The sequence below is a fragment of the Kangiella shandongensis genome (assembly GCF_020005365.1).
GTDB lineage: Bacteria > Pseudomonadota > Gammaproteobacteria > Enterobacterales > Kangiellaceae > Kangiella > Kangiella shandongensis.
In genome coordinates this window covers 44,145-58,729 of the sequence record NZ_JACNML010000011.1, presented here as the reverse complement: position 1 = coordinate 58,729, position 14,585 = coordinate 44,145, and the positions used below count along the sequence as shown (strand labels likewise).

Genomic DNA, 14,585 nt, shown 5'->3' with positions numbered 1-14,585 from the left:
GAAAGAAGTCTGGCCCGAGAGCCAGACTTTTCTTAGTGTTTAAGACAGCCTGTCACCAAATTTTCCCGCCTTAAAGTCATTAAACGCCTGAACAATTTCTTCCTCACTGTTCATGACGAAAGGACCGGCTCCTACAATCGGCTCATTTAGCGGTTCACCATTCAGTATCAGCAGCGTCGTTTCTTCTTCTGCCTTGATACTGATTTCGGTATCAGCGCTATCGAAGATCACAGTATCTTCCAGCGCAGCTTTCTGTCCGTTAATGTCTACCGCGCCTTTTAACACGACTACAATGGTATTCCAGCCTTCAGGTACTGTCAGCGACTGTTCGCTGCCTTCGGCCATCACCAGATCCCACACATTAATCGGTGAAAAAGTATTGGCAGGCCCTTTCGTTGACTGGTATTCACCGGCGATAACTCGCAGTAAACCACCCTCCAATTTTAACTTTGGAATATCATCGGCTTTAATCGCCTGGTAGCCCGGCTCAGTCATTTTGTGCTCTTTCGGTAAATTCACCCACAGCTGTGCCATCTCCATCATACCGCCACGTTCACTGAACGCCTTTGAATGAAATTCATCGTGCAAAATGCCACTACCCGCTGTCATCCACTGCACATCGCCCGGATAAATAGTACCACCCTTACCAGTCGAATCCCGGTGTGACACTTCACCCTGGTAAACGATAGTCACGGTCTCAAAACCACGATGCGGGTGCTCGCCCACACCTCGCGGCGTCTTACTGGCATCGAAGTTCGATGGCCCGGCATGATCCAGTAACAGGAATGGACTGATCTGCTGCCCCTTATTGTTGTAAGCGAACAACGAGCGGACTGGAAAACCATCACCGACCCAGTGTCCAGCAGGTGCACGATAAATGCCTGTAATTCTCTTCATGCTCATAATGTTATCTCCTGCCTAAACGGCTGTTGCTTTGATGATTTCATTATATTGACATGACAATTTATGTACTAGACGTTAAAATTGGCACATAGTGTTCTATAAATAGGACAATAAATGCAGGATCTGAACGATCTCTATTATTTTGCTCTGGTCGTCGAACATGCAGGCTTCGCTGCGGCTGAGCGAGCCAGCGGTATACCGAAATCCAAACTGAGTCGCCGCGTGGCCGAACTCGAAGAACGGCTCGGTGTTCGCTTACTGCAACGTACTACACGGCATACTTCGGTCACCGATATTGGCAAGCTTTACTATCAGCACTGCCAGGCCATTCTTATCGAAGCACAGGCTGCGGAGGATGCTATCGAACAAACCCGTAGCGAACCCTGTGGTCTGCTCAGGATCAGCTGTCCGGTGGCTCTGCTGCAGGTCAATATCAGTCAGATAATCGTTAACTTCATGCAACAGAACCCCAGTGTCGAAATAGAGCTGCATGCCACCAACCGCGCCGTCGATCTGGTTGAGGAAGGGATTGATGTGGCGATTCGAGTTCGCCCGCCACCCTTGGCTGACAGTGATCTAGTGCTTAAGGTTCTGGGTCAACGTGCACAATGCCTGGTCGCCAGCCCGGAATTATTAAAGCAATTTACTCGTCCGCAAAGACCTGCAGAATTAAACCAATTACCCAGCCTCGGTCTGGGTGTGGAGCAGCAGTCCCACCAATGGCGCCTGTTCGATGACAATGGTGAAGAAGTGGCTATCCAACATCAGCCACGCTTGCAGTGTGGTGATATGGTGTCGCTGAGAGACGCAGCGGTGGCAGGGATAGGCATGGTGCAGTTGCCAAAGCTAATGGTCGAAGAGCAGCTTAAAGAAGGTTCTTTAATTCATTTCCTGCCACAGTGGGCGCCCAAACCCGAAATTGTGCATGCAGTCTTCCCTTCGCGGCGCGGTCTTATGCCATCAATTCGTAGTTTCCTCGACTATTTAGCCGAGGAATATGGAAAGATGGAACAGGATTAAGAAAATATTCATTTTTTTAAATGAGAATCGTTTGCATTTGAAAAGTATTATCGGTATGATGCTTTCCATGGTTAGGTAATCAAACATTAAACATAAGATTGCCTACGAGTATTCGCTGCCATTAACTGAGAGTTGGGTTTATCGGAAAGTCTCACACCTTAACTATCAAGGTTAACGCAGCGAAACCAGATTCCAATAACAACAAAACTGCTATCATAGGTCTCTTCACGCTATACCGCCCATTGGGCGGTTTTTTTTGGCTTTTATATTGGCTGTCATTCACTGCAGGCATTCTTTTGGTTACTTGTCTTGTCCACTCAAGAAAAGCGACTCGCCGTAGGGCGAAACACAAAATTAAATAGTGAAATACTGCATCTTCGATTTGATTAAGATTCCAGCTCAAGGGCTGGAATGACAATACCCTTACCCTATATGAAAAACCTTCTTCCGCGACATGGCGAAGGCTTTTTTCTCGTCGTAATAGGCCGCCTCATTAACAAAGCTGATATAGCAGTCTTCACCCTCATGTTCGACGTTGTCACCGTTGAGTAATTTAAAAATCGGCTCACCGTTTCTCAGTAGCGTAAAGTCACGATCCTGAATGTTTTTATGCACCATACCAGCGATATCGCCAGTCTCGTCCAGTGGCAGGTAAGCAAAATCAAAGTACTTAAAAATATCAATAGATTCAGATGGTTGTGGTAGTTTGTGCTGATTGTACTGTTCGATAAAATCCAGGATCAATCGGACCGCCATATCGGTTTTATCAAACACATCCTGACGCAACTGTCCCTGTGCCACAGCCCCAACTTCGACCAGCACATGGCGCGGCGCAATACTCATCAGAAAATGATGATCCGGCATTTCTTCCAACGTCACGTTAACGTTATCCATCCGTTGCTGCACATAATCCACCAGCATCAGATGAAAAGTGTCGGTTTTAGTCAAAACAAGATTAACCCCCATCGGTGCTGTGGAGGTATGCAGATCGATGATCATGTCCGTTTTGCTGTCGCCTTTCGGTCCCAGCGCCTGATTAATTTCTCTGGCACGGCGATTTTCATACCCCTCAAGCTGCTCATTATCCAGATCTGCTAATTTGAAGCTTCTATTCAAGTCGCGATCAAGATAACGGCGATTGGCTTCAAACGCTCTCAGGTTAGCTTCGTACAAGTCCACATCAAAGTTGTAATTGCCCAGACCACCCGACTGCTTACGGTATTTGTCCAGTAAGTAGATTCCGGTGTATTCATTACCGTGTGTGCCACCAACCAGAGTCACATGACCCACTTTCTCTTGTCTCATACCTATACCCTTACTCTCCGTTTACTCAGCGCTGATGCTGCTGTCGCCATAACCAGGGATCCTGCCGCTGTGCTTGTGGTAAGGCCCACAGGCCGCGCTCATCATCACGGGCTTCTTCCTGCAGTTCTCTCATTTGGCGGTTTTTACTGTAACGCCAGACCCAGGCCGCCCCAGTTTCCACCATCTTATCATTAACATTGACGCCGTCGGCTTTAATGACCGCCAACCGTCGCCCGTATTTATCGTACTTAGCGCCGAAAAGGCTCAAAGACTCTCCTTCTAACAGTTCGCGAAGCTGCTGTTTGGACGTTTCGGCATAAGGCTGATAACGTTCGGGCGCATCTATGTCCAATAACCTGACCGTAAATTTTTCACCCTTATCACAGCATAACACGACACTGTCGCCATCCTGTACATAGACCAACGAATATCCCTCCACGAAATCAGAGCCAGCATCGCAAGCAGTTAAAACCAGTGAAAAAGCCATCAATTGGATTATTCGAATCATGAGCTTACTCCTCACCACCACTCTCATTTAAAGTTTCAGTCTTAATTTTAGGTTTCGGCAGAGTCGCTATCGACGACACCAATAAACCGGTAATTAGCGAGACACCAACAATCATCATATTAAATGCCGTTTCCAGCCCGCCAATAATATTGTGATCCAACAACTCCGTCAGACTCTTAAAGCCGACACTGCCGGGAACCAGAATAATAAAGCCCGGCATCATGATCGCTGCCGTCGGCACCTGCTTAATACGGTAGGCCAGATTAGCCAGAATACCCACGGTCAGGGCCCCGAAAAACGCCCCGGTGGCGACGCCCATAGAGCTGCCAACCCAGCGCGAAATAAAGAAAGACAGGCAGGTTGTTGCCACAATCCAAGGTAAGTGCTTACTACGGCTCTGGAATAACATCATCAAAGCCCAGGAACTGATGGTAATCGCAATCCAGATAGTCCACTCCGGTAGCTGATGATCGATGCTGGTGGTAATACTGGCCTGGCCAAAGATTAACGACGCCACTTGTGTACCAATCGCCACGCCCAGGGTCATCTGAATAAAAATTACGCCGGCGCCCAACAGGCGTGCCGTACCCGACACCAGGTTCTGTGTTGCCAGTTCGGCCATGGCGATGGTCAGCATCATCCCTGGGATCAGCACCATAATCCCCGACACCACCGGAATATAGGTCGAACTCAGCCCCAGCCAGAAATTAAAGCCAAAGGAAATCATGGTGGCAAAAAAAGCGGATAACGCCGGCATCAGATTGGATACGGTCTCTGAACGCAACCCTCCAATATTGACAAAAGTGCCTACCACCAGCCCAGTCACCGAAGCAGTGATAATTTCTTCAACCCCACCGCCAAAAATCCTCGAAATCGAGATCGAGACCAGCATAAAGCAGAAAATCATCCAGAACTTATTATGCAGCGGTGCCGAATTGCTGATTTCGGTCAACTCCTGCGCCCCTTCTTCAGTCGTCATGTCCCCCTGAATCACCGCGTGTGCCACGTCGATGGTGCGACTGAGCTTATCCACATTGACCTCACCGGCATTGGAGCGGATAACATAAGTTCGCGGCTTGTCCTCTTCCTCAATGAAGGTCATGGTAATGCTGGTAGGTACGGCAGTGGTTTGCAAACCATAACCGAGCTGATCGGCGACGTTGGTTATCAGCCGCTCCAGTTCATAGCTCGGCACACCATAAGTGTGTAGCGCTTTAACGAGGCGCAACATAAAACCCACGGGCTCATGTCGATCAGGGTAATGAGGCACGTTATCGAGACGGCGCTCCGCAATGGAAACTGGCAATTCTTCGGCCATGGTACGTATTTCCTTGGATTATTATCAATATTCGGCTTGAGATATTCAGTTACAAATATCTGCTGTGATCTGATTGCATATTACTTTCTAATGGAATAGCATTGCAAACTTGAAGTAGTAACTTCTGATTATGAATCAACTGCGTGAACCCACTATGAATAAGATGTTACGTCACATTATTATTTTGAGCGCCCTGCTGAGCATGGCGTTGCTCGGCGTGGCGCACGCAAACTCACCGATTCACGAACAGGCGAAAGACTTCCAGGAATGTACCTTCTGTGTACACCATGCGGGAGCCCAGCTACACACAACGCCCCACCAGATAGCCGTCCCACAGCCTGTCGAAGTCAGCGTACAAACCGTCACCCTCTCTGACAGTGCGGTGTTTGTCCGCATTATTCGACCTTTCTACGGCCGCGCCCCTCCTCAATTCGCATAACACACGACTAACAATTTATTTAACATCCCCTGTTCTTCTATAAAGAGCTCATGGGGGAGTAACTGTGTATTTGTACAATTGAGGAATTAACACATGAAACTTACTAAAGTAAGTCTTTTAGTGCTGGGCATTTTAGCCTCGCACAGCGCATTGGCAGCTGAAAAAAATCTTTCTGGCGTGATTACCGATGATAACGATCAGCCATTGGCAGGCGTCGAAGTTCATCTACGCACACTGAACCTGTCCACCACCACCAATGAACTCGGTCAGTTCCAGTTTGAAGAGCTGGAAGAAGGCCGCTACGTGCTGGATATCGAGGCGGGCCCGGAAGGTCATATTAACCGCTCGATTCGCCATGATGGTAACGAGCACACGATCGAAATCACACCGGACAATACCGAAGTATTGGTCATTACCGGTAATCCGCTGGAGCACTCCAGTCTGGAAATGGCGTCGCCATCGGTTATCATCAGCGGTGAAGAGCTGGTTAAAAATCGCGGTGCCAATATTGGTGAAACACTGGCACAAACGCCAGGCATTAATCTCTCCAGCTTTGGCTCCGGTGCCGGTCGTCCAGTGATTCGAGGTCAACAGGGTAACCGCGTTACCGTATTAAGTAATAACAGTTCAACGCAGGACGCCTCCAACTCCAGTCCGGATCACTGGATTGCCGCCGAGCCGCTATTAGCCGATCGCGTGGAAGTACTTAAAGGCCCGGCAACACTACTTTATGGTGGCGGCGCCGTCGGTGGCGCGGTCAATGTGGTCGATCACCGTATCCCGACGCATTTAGCACAAGGTATCGAAGGTGGTATCGAAGCTCGCGCCGCTGACTCGACCACCGGCGAGCGCAGCACAGTCGGCACCGTCACCACGTCAGCCGGCAACTTTGCTTTTAATCTGGATGCCTTTAAATCAGAAACTGATGACTACGAAATTCCGGGATTTGCCGAGTCGTCGTTCCTACGCGCCGAGGAAGCTCACGAACACGAAGGTGAAACCGAAGAAGAACATGCCGAGCACGCCGAAGAATTTGGCGGTACGCTGGATAACACCAGTACCGATACCAAAGGCGGCAGTTTCGGCCTTTCTTACATAGGTGAGCGCGGCTATATCGGCGCATCTTATACCGAGTTTGATCGCTCTTACGGCCTACCGGGACACGCCCATGGACATGAGGAAGAAGGTCACGAAGGTGAAACCGAAGAAGAGCATGCCGAGCACGCCGAAGATGAAAGCATATTACTAGATCTCAAACAAAAACGTTATGACGTCAAAGGTCAGCTCAACGATCCTTTCGCTGGCTTCCAGGAGCTGAAGTTCAGTTACGCCAAAACCGACTATGAACATATGGAACTGGAAGGCGATGAAATCAGCACCCAGTTCACCAATGATGCACAGGAACTTCGCATTGAAGCGGTACATAACGCCTGGAGCGGCTGGCAGGGTGCACTCGGTTTACAGCTCAGCGACAGCGACTTTGCAGCCATCGGTGCTGAAACCTTTATCCCCGGCTCCAACACCAAAAACTACGGTGTTTTCTGGCTGGAAGAAATGGACAAAGGCGACTGGCATACCGAGCTGGGCCTGCGTGTCGATCACCAGGAAATTGATGTTCGCAGTAGCGGCGCATTCACTGGTGCACAACGTGACGATAACGCCTATAGCTTTGCCGCCGGTACCGTCTGGCATATCGATGACAAGTGGTCTTTACCGATTAATCTGGCACATGCCCAGCGCCTGCCTGCGGTGGAAGAACTCTACTCGAACGCCGGCAACGACGAAGAGCACTATGTACCACATCTGGCAACGCTGACCATCGAGGTCGGCAACCCGAATCTGGACAAAGAAACAGCCAACAACATCGATATCGGCCTGCGCTATCACACCGATGACGTCCACGCTTCGGTTTCCCTGTTCCATAATCAGGTATCCGATTACATCTATCTGGCGCATCATGAAGGCGAAGCGCACGAAGAGCAGCATGGCGACGAACACGAAGAACATGGTGAAGAATTCCCGATCTTCGAATATACGCAGGACGACGCGACCTTCACTGGACTCGAAGCAGAGATCGACTGGACCTTTGGCTACGAAGGTGACAGGTACTGGAAAGCCGGACTGTTCGCAGACTACACCCGCGCCACACTGGATAAAGGCGGTTACCTGCCACGAACTCCGGCCAAGCGCTTAGGTGGTAATATTGGTTTCGTCGAAGGTGATTTCAGCGCCGACTTCACAGCCATCAAAGTTGATGATCAAAACCAACTGGCTGAAGACGAATTACCAACCGAAGGCTACACGCTGATCAACATGAATTTCGGCTATAACATCTATTTTGATAACGCCGACTTAATGTTGTTCCTGAAAGGAGAGAACATGGCTAATACGGAAATTCGTGATCATGCCTCTTTCCTGAAAGATCGCACGACCCGCGCCGGCAGAACCCTTTCCGCCGGATTCCGCCTGACGTTCTAGTTCCTTTAGATAAGGTTGGTTAAATTTTCTTTTAGGCTGGCTTAGTTCTCCCTTCTCGCTAGGCCGGCCACCTTGAGTCTGTACACCGCCCTAAGCCACAAAGGGTGAACTCACAAAGGGAAAAACAACGGTATCACCACCGTTGCGACAAAAGCAAAGATCAGATTAAGTGGCATCCCTACCTTTAAGAAATCATTAAATTTATAGCCTCCGGCAACGTAAATAAATGTATTGGTCTGATAGCCTATAGGCGTTGCAAAGCTGGCACTGGCTGCAAACATCACAGCCATTATAAATGGTCTTGGATCCAGCCCAAGCTGCTGCGCCAATGCAATCACGATAGGGCCGATTAAAACAGTAACGGCATTATTACTTACCATTTGCGTCAGCAACGCCGTCAGCAGGTAAACCCCGAACAAAATTCCCTTAGCCCCTACTTCTTCCGTCAAAACCAGAATAGCATTCACCAGCCACTGAGCAGCGCCTGTTTTCTCCAAACCAAGGCTTAATCCTAACATGCCGAAAATTAGAAACAGAATCCGCCAGTCAATAGCGTCAAAAGCTTCGTCAGGATCCACGCACCTCGTCAACAGCACCACTGAGGCCCCGATAATTGCCAAACCTGCAATTGGTAAAACTTCCGTCGCTGCTAATGTCATCACAGTTAAGATAGTCAGAAAAGCAATCGGTGCCTTTGCCCGTCGTATCGGCCTGTCCTGTGGCTCAGTCAGGTTGATGACATCTCCATCATCCATAAGACGTTTGATTCCTTCCGCGGAGCCTTCAAGTAAGAGAGTATCGCCAAATTTTAATTTTATTTTATCGAAATTTTCATTAGCCTTTTCATCTTCTCTGTGTAGCGCAATAACGTACACACCATACTTACGCGCCAGCCCTAACTCCATCACCCGTCGCCCTGCTAAGCGTGATTTCATGCTGATACTGGCTTCCATCACCAGTGACTCACTCGCAGTTACCGGCTCAACACCCTGTGGCAAAGAAGCCGTAAATTCAACCTCACCATCCTCTTTCAAGCTTAGCAGTTCACTGGCGGCTGTCTTTAATATCAATCTGTCCCCGGCCTTGATAGTTAACTGATTCATCCCCCTTCTCACGGAAATATTGTGTCGCACCATATCAATCAGGTGCGCACCGTCCATCGCTGCGGCGAACTCTGTGGCAGGCTTGCCGATATGCGTCGAACCAGTCGGGATAAATACCTCGGCAATAAACTTTCGCTGAGATTTTTGTTTCATAACCTCTATTAACGAGAGCCTGTCTGGCAATAGCCATCGACCAACGGTCAGCATATAAACGAATCCAACGGCAACAAAACATAATCCCGGCAGCGTCATTTCAAACATTCCAATAGGCTGCTGACCGGCATCAGAAGCAATACTGCTCATCAAAATATTTGAAGAAGTACCGACAAGAGTTAATGTCCCACCAAAAATAGAGGCGAAAGATAAAGGGATCAGTAGCTTTGAAGGTGCCATATTGACACTGGCGGCGAGAGAGATCACGACCGGGGTCAGCATCAACACAATGGGCGTATTGTTCATAAATGCTGAAGTCATCATGCTGAAGAGCATGATGATAAACAACGAACGTAAGTAAGATCCCTTGGCCCTACGCTTGAGGGTGTTGCTGATTATCTGTAACACACCCGTGCGCTCCAAAGCAGCACTCAGGATTAACATCATAGCGATGGTGACCGGAGCGCTGTTACTGAATACGGATAAGAATTCTTCAGTGTTTAAGACGCCTGCCACAAGCAGAGCAGCACAGGAAGTAAGAGCAACGACCTCAGGAGGGTACTTTTCCCAAACAAAAGCAATAAATACAGCCAATACCAAGGCTAATACAAAAATTGCTTCAAGGGCCATAGACACTCCTTTTACCGACTGTATCGACTCCAATTTATCATATATTTATGTAGCCATGACAAGCGCAAAGTAAGTAGTACAAGCCGTGCTGAAAGCTTTCTCTCTTAAGCAGGCTTTCGTCTACGCTGAGAATTTTTTACCACACCAACGGTGTACACCACCAGACCCAACCAGATGCAGACGAAGGTAATCAACAAATCAAGGTTAAATGGCTCTTTAAACACGAACACAGCCAGAATGAAGGTCAGACTGGGTGCCAGATACTGGAAAAACCCAATGGTGTTCAGTGGCAACAGTCGAGCGCCAGCTGAAAACAGAGCCAGCGGCACAGTCGTGATCACACCACCGGCGATTAATAACCAGTCAATCTGCGACGACGAATGTAAGAAGCTGCCAGTTCCTGTGTACCACAGGTAATAGATATAACCCGCCGTAAACGGTAGCACGATTAAGGTTTCGACCAGCAGTCCCTGTAGTGGCCCAATATTCACCTGCTTACGCAATAAGCCATAAAAGCCAAAAGAAAATGCCAGATATAATGAAACCCAGGGCAGACCGCCCAGTACCACCACCCGATAGCTGACCCCCGCAATCGCCAACCCCAGCGCCCACTTGCTCCAGATGGAGAGCTTTTCCTTTAAGAATAAGATCCCCAGAGCGACGCTAATCAGAGGATTAATAAAATAGCCAAGGCTGGTTTCCAATACCCTGTCATTAGTCACCGCCCAGGTAAACACCAGCCAGTTCCCTGAAATCAGAACCGAGGTCAGTACCAGCAACCCCAGCGTCTTTTTATCTTTCAGAATACCTTTAGGAAATGGGCGCTTGATTGCCCACATAATCAATAACACTACCGGAACCGACCAGGCCACACGGTGCGCCAGAATTTCCAGAGGAGAAACTTCCTGCACCGCTTTAAAGTAAATCGGCGCCAGTCCCCAAATCATAAAAGCACCCAGCGCAAAAATATAACCTGCCTTGGGGTTTTGTTGTCCTTCAGCGGAACCGGAGCCCTGCTGAGTCGATGTGTTCTCAGGCTTCATGGCGCTAACCTATTGAATATATTTAGAAAAGATGCTGGTTCTCTTAACCAACCATAAAAGTACCGGTAGCCACAGCAATCTGCACGTCGTCTTCGTTTACTAACTCAGTACGCACTACCGCAACCCGCTTACCGGCTCGTAACAACTCAGCTTTAGCAAAAAAAGTATTACCGCGCCCGGGACGCAAGAAATCGACACGCAAATCGATCGTACTCAGCTTGGCGATTTTCTTTTTCAGCTCATCGAGATGAGTGGCAGGATTACTGTGCAAAATACCCACCGCAGCCATAATGCCGCCGACCATATCCATGGCCGAAGAAATCACACCACCGTGCAAAATACCCTGAATATAGTTACCCACCAATTCGGGTTTCATGTCGAAGGTGATGATACATTGTTCTTCACTAACCGTCTGATACTTAAGGCCAATATGTCGGTTGAAAGGAATATTATTAACCAGAGCCTCGCCCAACATCTGTAAGGCTTCTTGCGGTAATGAACTCATAAGGAATCAGCGCTGAGTATTTGTGCTTATTGTGCCTGATCACAAAACAAAAAAGTATGCCTAAATCAGAATTATTCATATAACCACAGCTTATTTTGTCTTGGCTATTTGATCGCGTCCGGTTTACGGTTATAATTTGCCCACTAAATTTTCCACCTCCGGGTGCTTAGGGATCGCTTTAAGCCGCTAAGCGATGACTCTAATTTGTCTATTTTGATGAGAGAGACCATGACTAAAGTAAAATCAATGTTCGTTTTAGCTGTGACTATCACAGCAGCAGTATTTGCCGGAGCAGCGGCAGCGAAACACTTAAGCGACAAGAGCGTAAAAGAGCGCTTGGAGCCAGTACATAAAGTTTATGTAGAAGGTGACGAGGTACCACAGGTATCTAACACCGCTCCTAGCACAGGCGCAGCATCTGGTCCTCGTGCTCCTGAAGACATCTACAACACATACTGTACAGCGTGTCACGCAGCGGGCGTTGCTGGTGCCCCTAAACTGGGTGACGTGGCTGCCTGGGAACCTCGTGTAGCTCAGGGCGAAGAAACCGTTTACAGCAACGCGATCAACGGCCTTAACGCTATGCCACCGAAAGGTACTTGTGCCGACTGTTCAGATGACGAAATCAAAGCTGTTGTTGACTACATGGTCGAACAAAGCAAGTAATCGTTTCTTAAGAAGCCGATCCAAGCGATCGGCTTTTTTGTGTCTGAAATATATGCAGATGAAACTCGTCAAAGCCACCGAAGAACACCTGCTTAGCGTCATGGAGTGGGTAAAGGACCCCGATGTTTTTTCTATATGGGCAGGTCCAAACTTCCGCTACCCGTTCGATCAGCAAAGCTTCATCGAAGACATTAAGCTCTATAACGATAAATTAGTTAACCGTGTTCTTGTTAAGGACAACACCCCACTGGCTTTTGGACAAATCTACGATCGTGTCGGTCGTACTCAATTGAGTCGCCTCATAGTCAACCCAGATTATCAAGGCCAAGGCATTGGCACCGAACTTATCAGCCGACTGCTAGAGCTGGGACATGAATGTTTAGATACTGCTGACTATTCATTGTTTGTCATGAAAGATAATCCCAGAGCTAAGAAGCTTTATGAAAGTCTAGGGTTTGTTGAAACAGAATATCCAGAAGCTATGCCCATGGAAAACTGTGACTATATGGTTAAAAAGCAGGATACAAACGATGCGTAACGCACTCAAAACCTCTCTCATAATATTGATCCCGATGGGCTTAATCTCCTGTACCCCTGAACCACAAAAACGGGACGGTGAAAGTATTTATTACCGTTCATGCTTTAGCTGTCACGAGCGCGGTCATGGCGGCGCTCCTATGAGAGGCAATATCGAGCAATGGCAATCGCGTCTGGATAAAGGCGAAGAGATTCTATTAGAAAGCATGGTCAACGGTTATAAAGGCATGCCACCCAAAGGCGGTTGTTTTGACTGTAGCGACAAAGATTTACAGATGGCGCTAGAGTTTATGCTAAAACCAAAGGATCAGTAATAAATAAGTTAGTTCACGACAAAGTCTAACCCAGCCTATTGAATAACTATGGAAAGTAACATCGTAAAGAATTGGTTTGGTAATAGATTTAACGACCTCCACCCATTGCTACAACAACTGCATATTCGTGGTGGCCAGCTACGCGGGGACGTCAATATCACTTATGGCAAAGGACTGGCTGGAGTTATCGGTCGTCGATTAGCCAAGAAGATGAATCTACCCTCTATGGGAACTCAGCAGCTGACCGTTACTATTTCTCATGACGAACGGGGATTACGCTGGTCACGTCAATTTAACCAGAGCGACACGGTCACCTCACTTTTTATACCCGTTGGCACCATAGAACAAGGCTATTGGATTGAAAAAACAGGGCCTGTTTCCATGAAGCTCACCGTAGATATTCGCAATGGAGGCTGGTTCTGGCGATGCCTGGAAGTCAAAGCCGGTCGGCTCTCGTTGCCTCTGTGGCTCATCCCTGGCAGTACCGCTTATAAAGTCATAGAAAATGATCGATACCGCTTTCATGTCGAATTTTCTTTGCCAGTTCTCGGCACCTTAATTTGTTACCAGGGCTTATTACAGGCAGACTAATGCCTAGACTGGGGATACCCCTCACGCAGCTGGATAATGACATATTAACTCAAAGGATTATAGCGTTTGGAACTTATACACTACCTGAACAGTCACTTCTTCACATTGCAGGAGCTGCTTGATAACACGAAAATCACAGAACAGGACTTTCGCGATTATCAAGACAATGAAGTCATGCCTAAAGCTTCTTATAAACTCGATGTGGATGTAAGAAGTGATTCATTTTTTGGTCTTCACGAAGAAACCCATTGTATTGAATATTACGCAAAAGGATATGCTTCCTGGCTCGGAATAGTTCATTCATTAAATGATAGCGAATTGATCTATGACGTATTTTCTACTCGCTATGAAAAAGCGATAGCAGAACTAAAATCTGCCCATCACTTATCTTCTGATCCTAAAATTAATGCCAACCTAGCAAAGCATATCAGGGAAGAATGGCAGCACTTTATACAAGGCATCTACGGTCTTTGCACGGTATCGGGACTACCTGAGGACATTGCGGCAAAAGAGTTTGCCATTCTTCAGATCAATGAACTGTCCTCACAAGATAAGCTAACCGATGATGAAATGAGTCAGCTTGAGCGTGCGGTTAACCTCTTAGATAAGGCTAGCTCAGCCTTTGCTCCGCATGAAAGACAACGAAGTTCCAGATATCGTCTGGTCGACGAAACTCGCCGTAAATTTAAACTGAAAAGCTGATCAATCCGGAGATTTCGGCGAGCGGCCAATCAACGTCCTGATCTGCTCTCTGCCAACACAGGTTCGGTAGAGGGCCGTTACGAGAATGGCCGTTGCCACGATTAACATCAACCACTCTCCGTGCATCAGATGAGTGGCTACGGCTCCCACCATCAGCCCTGCCAGCACCAGGCTCGCCACAGCCGAAACTCTTGGAATCAGTAAAGCGGCGGCACCGATAATTTCGATAAAACCGGTAAGATACATAAACCACAGAGGATACCCCCAGCGCTCGAAGGCCTCCACTTCGAAAGGCAAGCTCGTTAGCTTAGCGATCCCAGACAAAAAGAATACCAAGAATAAAACTAACACAACAACTTTTGTTTTCATT

16 protein-coding genes are annotated in these 14,585 nt (G+C 47.9%); 8 read left to right on the top strand and 8 right to left on the bottom strand.

The features are described from left to right. Positions 1-39: 39 nt before the first annotated feature. On the bottom strand, positions 40-897 hold the full coding sequence (locus H7708_RS11975) for a pirin family protein (protein WP_407929744.1): 858 nt from the start codon (positions 895-897) through the stop codon (positions 40-42). A gap of 120 nt (positions 898-1,017) precedes the next feature. Between H7708_RS11975 and H7708_RS11970 the strand changes: the two genes are divergently transcribed. Further along, on the top strand, positions 1,018-1,923 hold the full coding sequence (locus tag H7708_RS11970) for a LysR family transcriptional regulator (RefSeq protein ID WP_223671077.1): 906 nt from the start codon (positions 1,018-1,020) through the stop codon (positions 1,921-1,923). Between the two features lie 423 nt (positions 1,924-2,346). On the opposite strand, the gene H7708_RS11965 is transcribed toward H7708_RS11970, so the two are convergent. From H7708_RS11965 to H7708_RS11955, 3 genes are read right to left on the bottom strand one after another with little or no spacing between them, the layout of a single operon-like run. After that, positions 2,347-3,228 carry an aspartoacylase gene (locus tag H7708_RS11965; protein WP_223671075.1) on the bottom strand — a complete coding sequence of 294 codons (882 nt, stop codon included), beginning with the start codon at positions 3,226-3,228 and terminating at the stop codon, positions 2,347-2,349. A gap of 25 nt (positions 3,229-3,253) precedes the next feature. Beyond that, on the bottom strand, positions 3,254-3,736 hold the full coding sequence (locus H7708_RS11960; RefSeq protein ID WP_223671073.1) for a thermonuclease family protein: 483 nt from the start codon (positions 3,734-3,736) through the stop codon (positions 3,254-3,256). Positions 3,737-3,740: 4 nt separating this feature from the next. Next, positions 3,741-5,054, bottom strand: coding sequence for a threonine/serine exporter family protein (locus H7708_RS11955; protein ID WP_223671071.1), 1,314 nt, complete (start codon positions 5,052-5,054; stop codon positions 3,741-3,743). Positions 5,055-5,208: 154 nt separating this feature from the next. On the opposite strand from H7708_RS11955, the gene H7708_RS11950 reads away from it, so the two are divergent. Continuing rightward, a complete protein-coding gene (locus tag H7708_RS11950; protein WP_223671069.1) occupies positions 5,209-5,493 on the top strand; it encodes a DUF2946 family protein in 285 nt (94 codons plus the stop codon). A gap of 93 nt (positions 5,494-5,586) precedes the next feature. Further along, a complete protein-coding gene (locus H7708_RS11945; RefSeq protein ID WP_223671068.1) occupies positions 5,587-7,971 on the top strand; it encodes a TonB-dependent receptor in 2,385 nt (794 codons plus the stop codon). A 110-nt stretch (positions 7,972-8,081) separates the two neighbouring features. On the opposite strand, the gene H7708_RS11940 is transcribed toward H7708_RS11945, so the two are convergent. From H7708_RS11940 to H7708_RS11930, 3 genes are all read right to left on the bottom strand, one after another. Further along, the gene (locus H7708_RS11940; RefSeq protein WP_223671066.1) at positions 8,082-9,857 is read right to left on the bottom strand and encodes an SLC13 family permease; all 1,776 of its coding nucleotides are present in this window, start codon (positions 9,855-9,857) and stop codon (positions 8,082-8,084) included. Positions 9,858-9,961: 104 nt separating this feature from the next. Next, on the bottom strand, positions 9,962-10,900 hold the full coding sequence (rarD, locus tag H7708_RS11935; protein ID WP_223671064.1) for an EamA family transporter RarD: 939 nt from the start codon (positions 10,898-10,900) through the stop codon (positions 9,962-9,964). Between the two features lie 43 nt (positions 10,901-10,943). Next, complete coding sequence (locus tag H7708_RS11930; RefSeq protein WP_223671063.1) at positions 10,944-11,405, bottom strand: thioesterase family protein; 462 nt, start codon at positions 11,403-11,405, stop codon at positions 10,944-10,946. A 228-nt stretch (positions 11,406-11,633) separates the two neighbouring features. On the opposite strand from H7708_RS11930, the gene H7708_RS11925 reads away from it, so the two are divergent. The 5 genes from H7708_RS11925 to H7708_RS11905 all read left to right on the top strand — a co-directional run bounded on the left by H7708_RS11925 (position 11,634) and on the right by H7708_RS11905 (position 14,215). Continuing rightward, positions 11,634-12,071: a c-type cytochrome gene (locus H7708_RS11925; protein ID WP_223671061.1), complete on the top strand. Its 438-nt coding sequence runs from the start codon at positions 11,634-11,636 to the stop codon at positions 12,069-12,071. 58 nt (positions 12,072-12,129) lie between these two features. Beyond that, the gene (locus H7708_RS11920; protein ID WP_223671059.1) at positions 12,130-12,609 is read left to right on the top strand and encodes a GNAT family N-acetyltransferase; all 480 of its coding nucleotides are present in this window, start codon (positions 12,130-12,132) and stop codon (positions 12,607-12,609) included. Beyond that, positions 12,602-12,922, top strand: coding sequence for a c-type cytochrome (locus tag H7708_RS11915; RefSeq protein WP_223671058.1), 321 nt, complete (start codon positions 12,602-12,604; stop codon positions 12,920-12,922). The genes H7708_RS11920 and H7708_RS11915 overlap by 8 nt, the downstream gene beginning before the upstream one ends. 48 nt (positions 12,923-12,970) lie before the next feature. Continuing rightward, complete coding sequence (locus tag H7708_RS11910) at positions 12,971-13,513, top strand: DUF4166 domain-containing protein (protein ID WP_223671057.1); 543 nt, start codon at positions 12,971-12,973, stop codon at positions 13,511-13,513. A gap of 66 nt (positions 13,514-13,579) precedes the next feature. After that, positions 13,580-14,215, top strand: coding sequence for a DUF6058 family natural product biosynthesis protein (locus H7708_RS11905; protein ID WP_223671055.1), 636 nt, complete (start codon positions 13,580-13,582; stop codon positions 14,213-14,215). Here the strand turns inward: H7708_RS11905 and H7708_RS11900 are convergent, their stop codons facing one another. After that, positions 14,216-14,584 (bottom strand): DoxX family protein, encoded by a 369-nt coding sequence (locus H7708_RS11900; protein ID WP_223671053.1) that lies wholly within the window; start codon positions 14,582-14,584, stop codon positions 14,216-14,218. Between the last annotated feature and the right edge of the window lies 1 nt (position 14,585).

Excerpts from the sequence above, each read along its gene's own strand:
- H7708_RS11945 (WP_223671068.1), top strand. The coding sequence starts at position 5,587 with ATGAAACTTACTAAAGTAAGTCTTTTAGTGCTGGGCATTTTAGCCTCG.
- H7708_RS11900 (WP_223671053.1), bottom strand. The coding sequence starts at position 14,584 with ATGAAAACAAAAGTTGTTGTGTTAGTTTTATTCTTGGTATTCTTTTTG.
- H7708_RS11965 (WP_223671075.1), bottom strand. The coding sequence starts at position 3,228 with ATGAGACAAGAGAAAGTGGGTCATGTGACTCTGGTTGGTGGCACACAC.
- H7708_RS11950 (WP_223671069.1), top strand. The coding sequence starts at position 5,209 with ATGAATAAGATGTTACGTCACATTATTATTTTGAGCGCCCTGCTGAGC.
- H7708_RS11975 (WP_407929744.1), bottom strand. The coding sequence starts at position 897 with ATGAAGAGAATTACAGGCATTTATCGTGCACCTGCTGGACACTGGGTC.
- H7708_RS11920 (WP_223671059.1), top strand. The coding sequence starts at position 12,130 with ATGAAACTCGTCAAAGCCACCGAAGAACACCTGCTTAGCGTCATGGAG.
- H7708_RS11940 (WP_223671066.1), bottom strand. The coding sequence starts at position 9,857 with ATGGCCCTTGAAGCAATTTTTGTATTAGCCTTGGTATTGGCTGTATTT.
- rarD (WP_223671064.1), bottom strand. The coding sequence starts at position 10,900 with ATGAAGCCTGAGAACACATCGACTCAGCAGGGCTCCGGTTCCGCTGAA.
- H7708_RS11925 (WP_223671061.1), top strand. The coding sequence starts at position 11,634 with ATGACTAAAGTAAAATCAATGTTCGTTTTAGCTGTGACTATCACAGCA.
- H7708_RS11915 (WP_223671058.1), top strand. The coding sequence starts at position 12,602 with ATGCGTAACGCACTCAAAACCTCTCTCATAATATTGATCCCGATGGGC.
- H7708_RS11955 (WP_223671071.1), bottom strand. The coding sequence starts at position 5,054 with ATGGCCGAAGAATTGCCAGTTTCCATTGCGGAGCGCCGTCTCGATAAC.
- H7708_RS11930 (WP_223671063.1), bottom strand. The coding sequence starts at position 11,405 with ATGAGTTCATTACCGCAAGAAGCCTTACAGATGTTGGGCGAGGCTCTG.
- H7708_RS11970 (WP_223671077.1), top strand. The coding sequence starts at position 1,018 with ATGCAGGATCTGAACGATCTCTATTATTTTGCTCTGGTCGTCGAACAT.
- H7708_RS11960 (WP_223671073.1), bottom strand. The coding sequence starts at position 3,736 with ATGATTCGAATAATCCAATTGATGGCTTTTTCACTGGTTTTAACTGCT.
- H7708_RS11910 (WP_223671057.1), top strand. The coding sequence starts at position 12,971 with ATGGAAAGTAACATCGTAAAGAATTGGTTTGGTAATAGATTTAACGAC.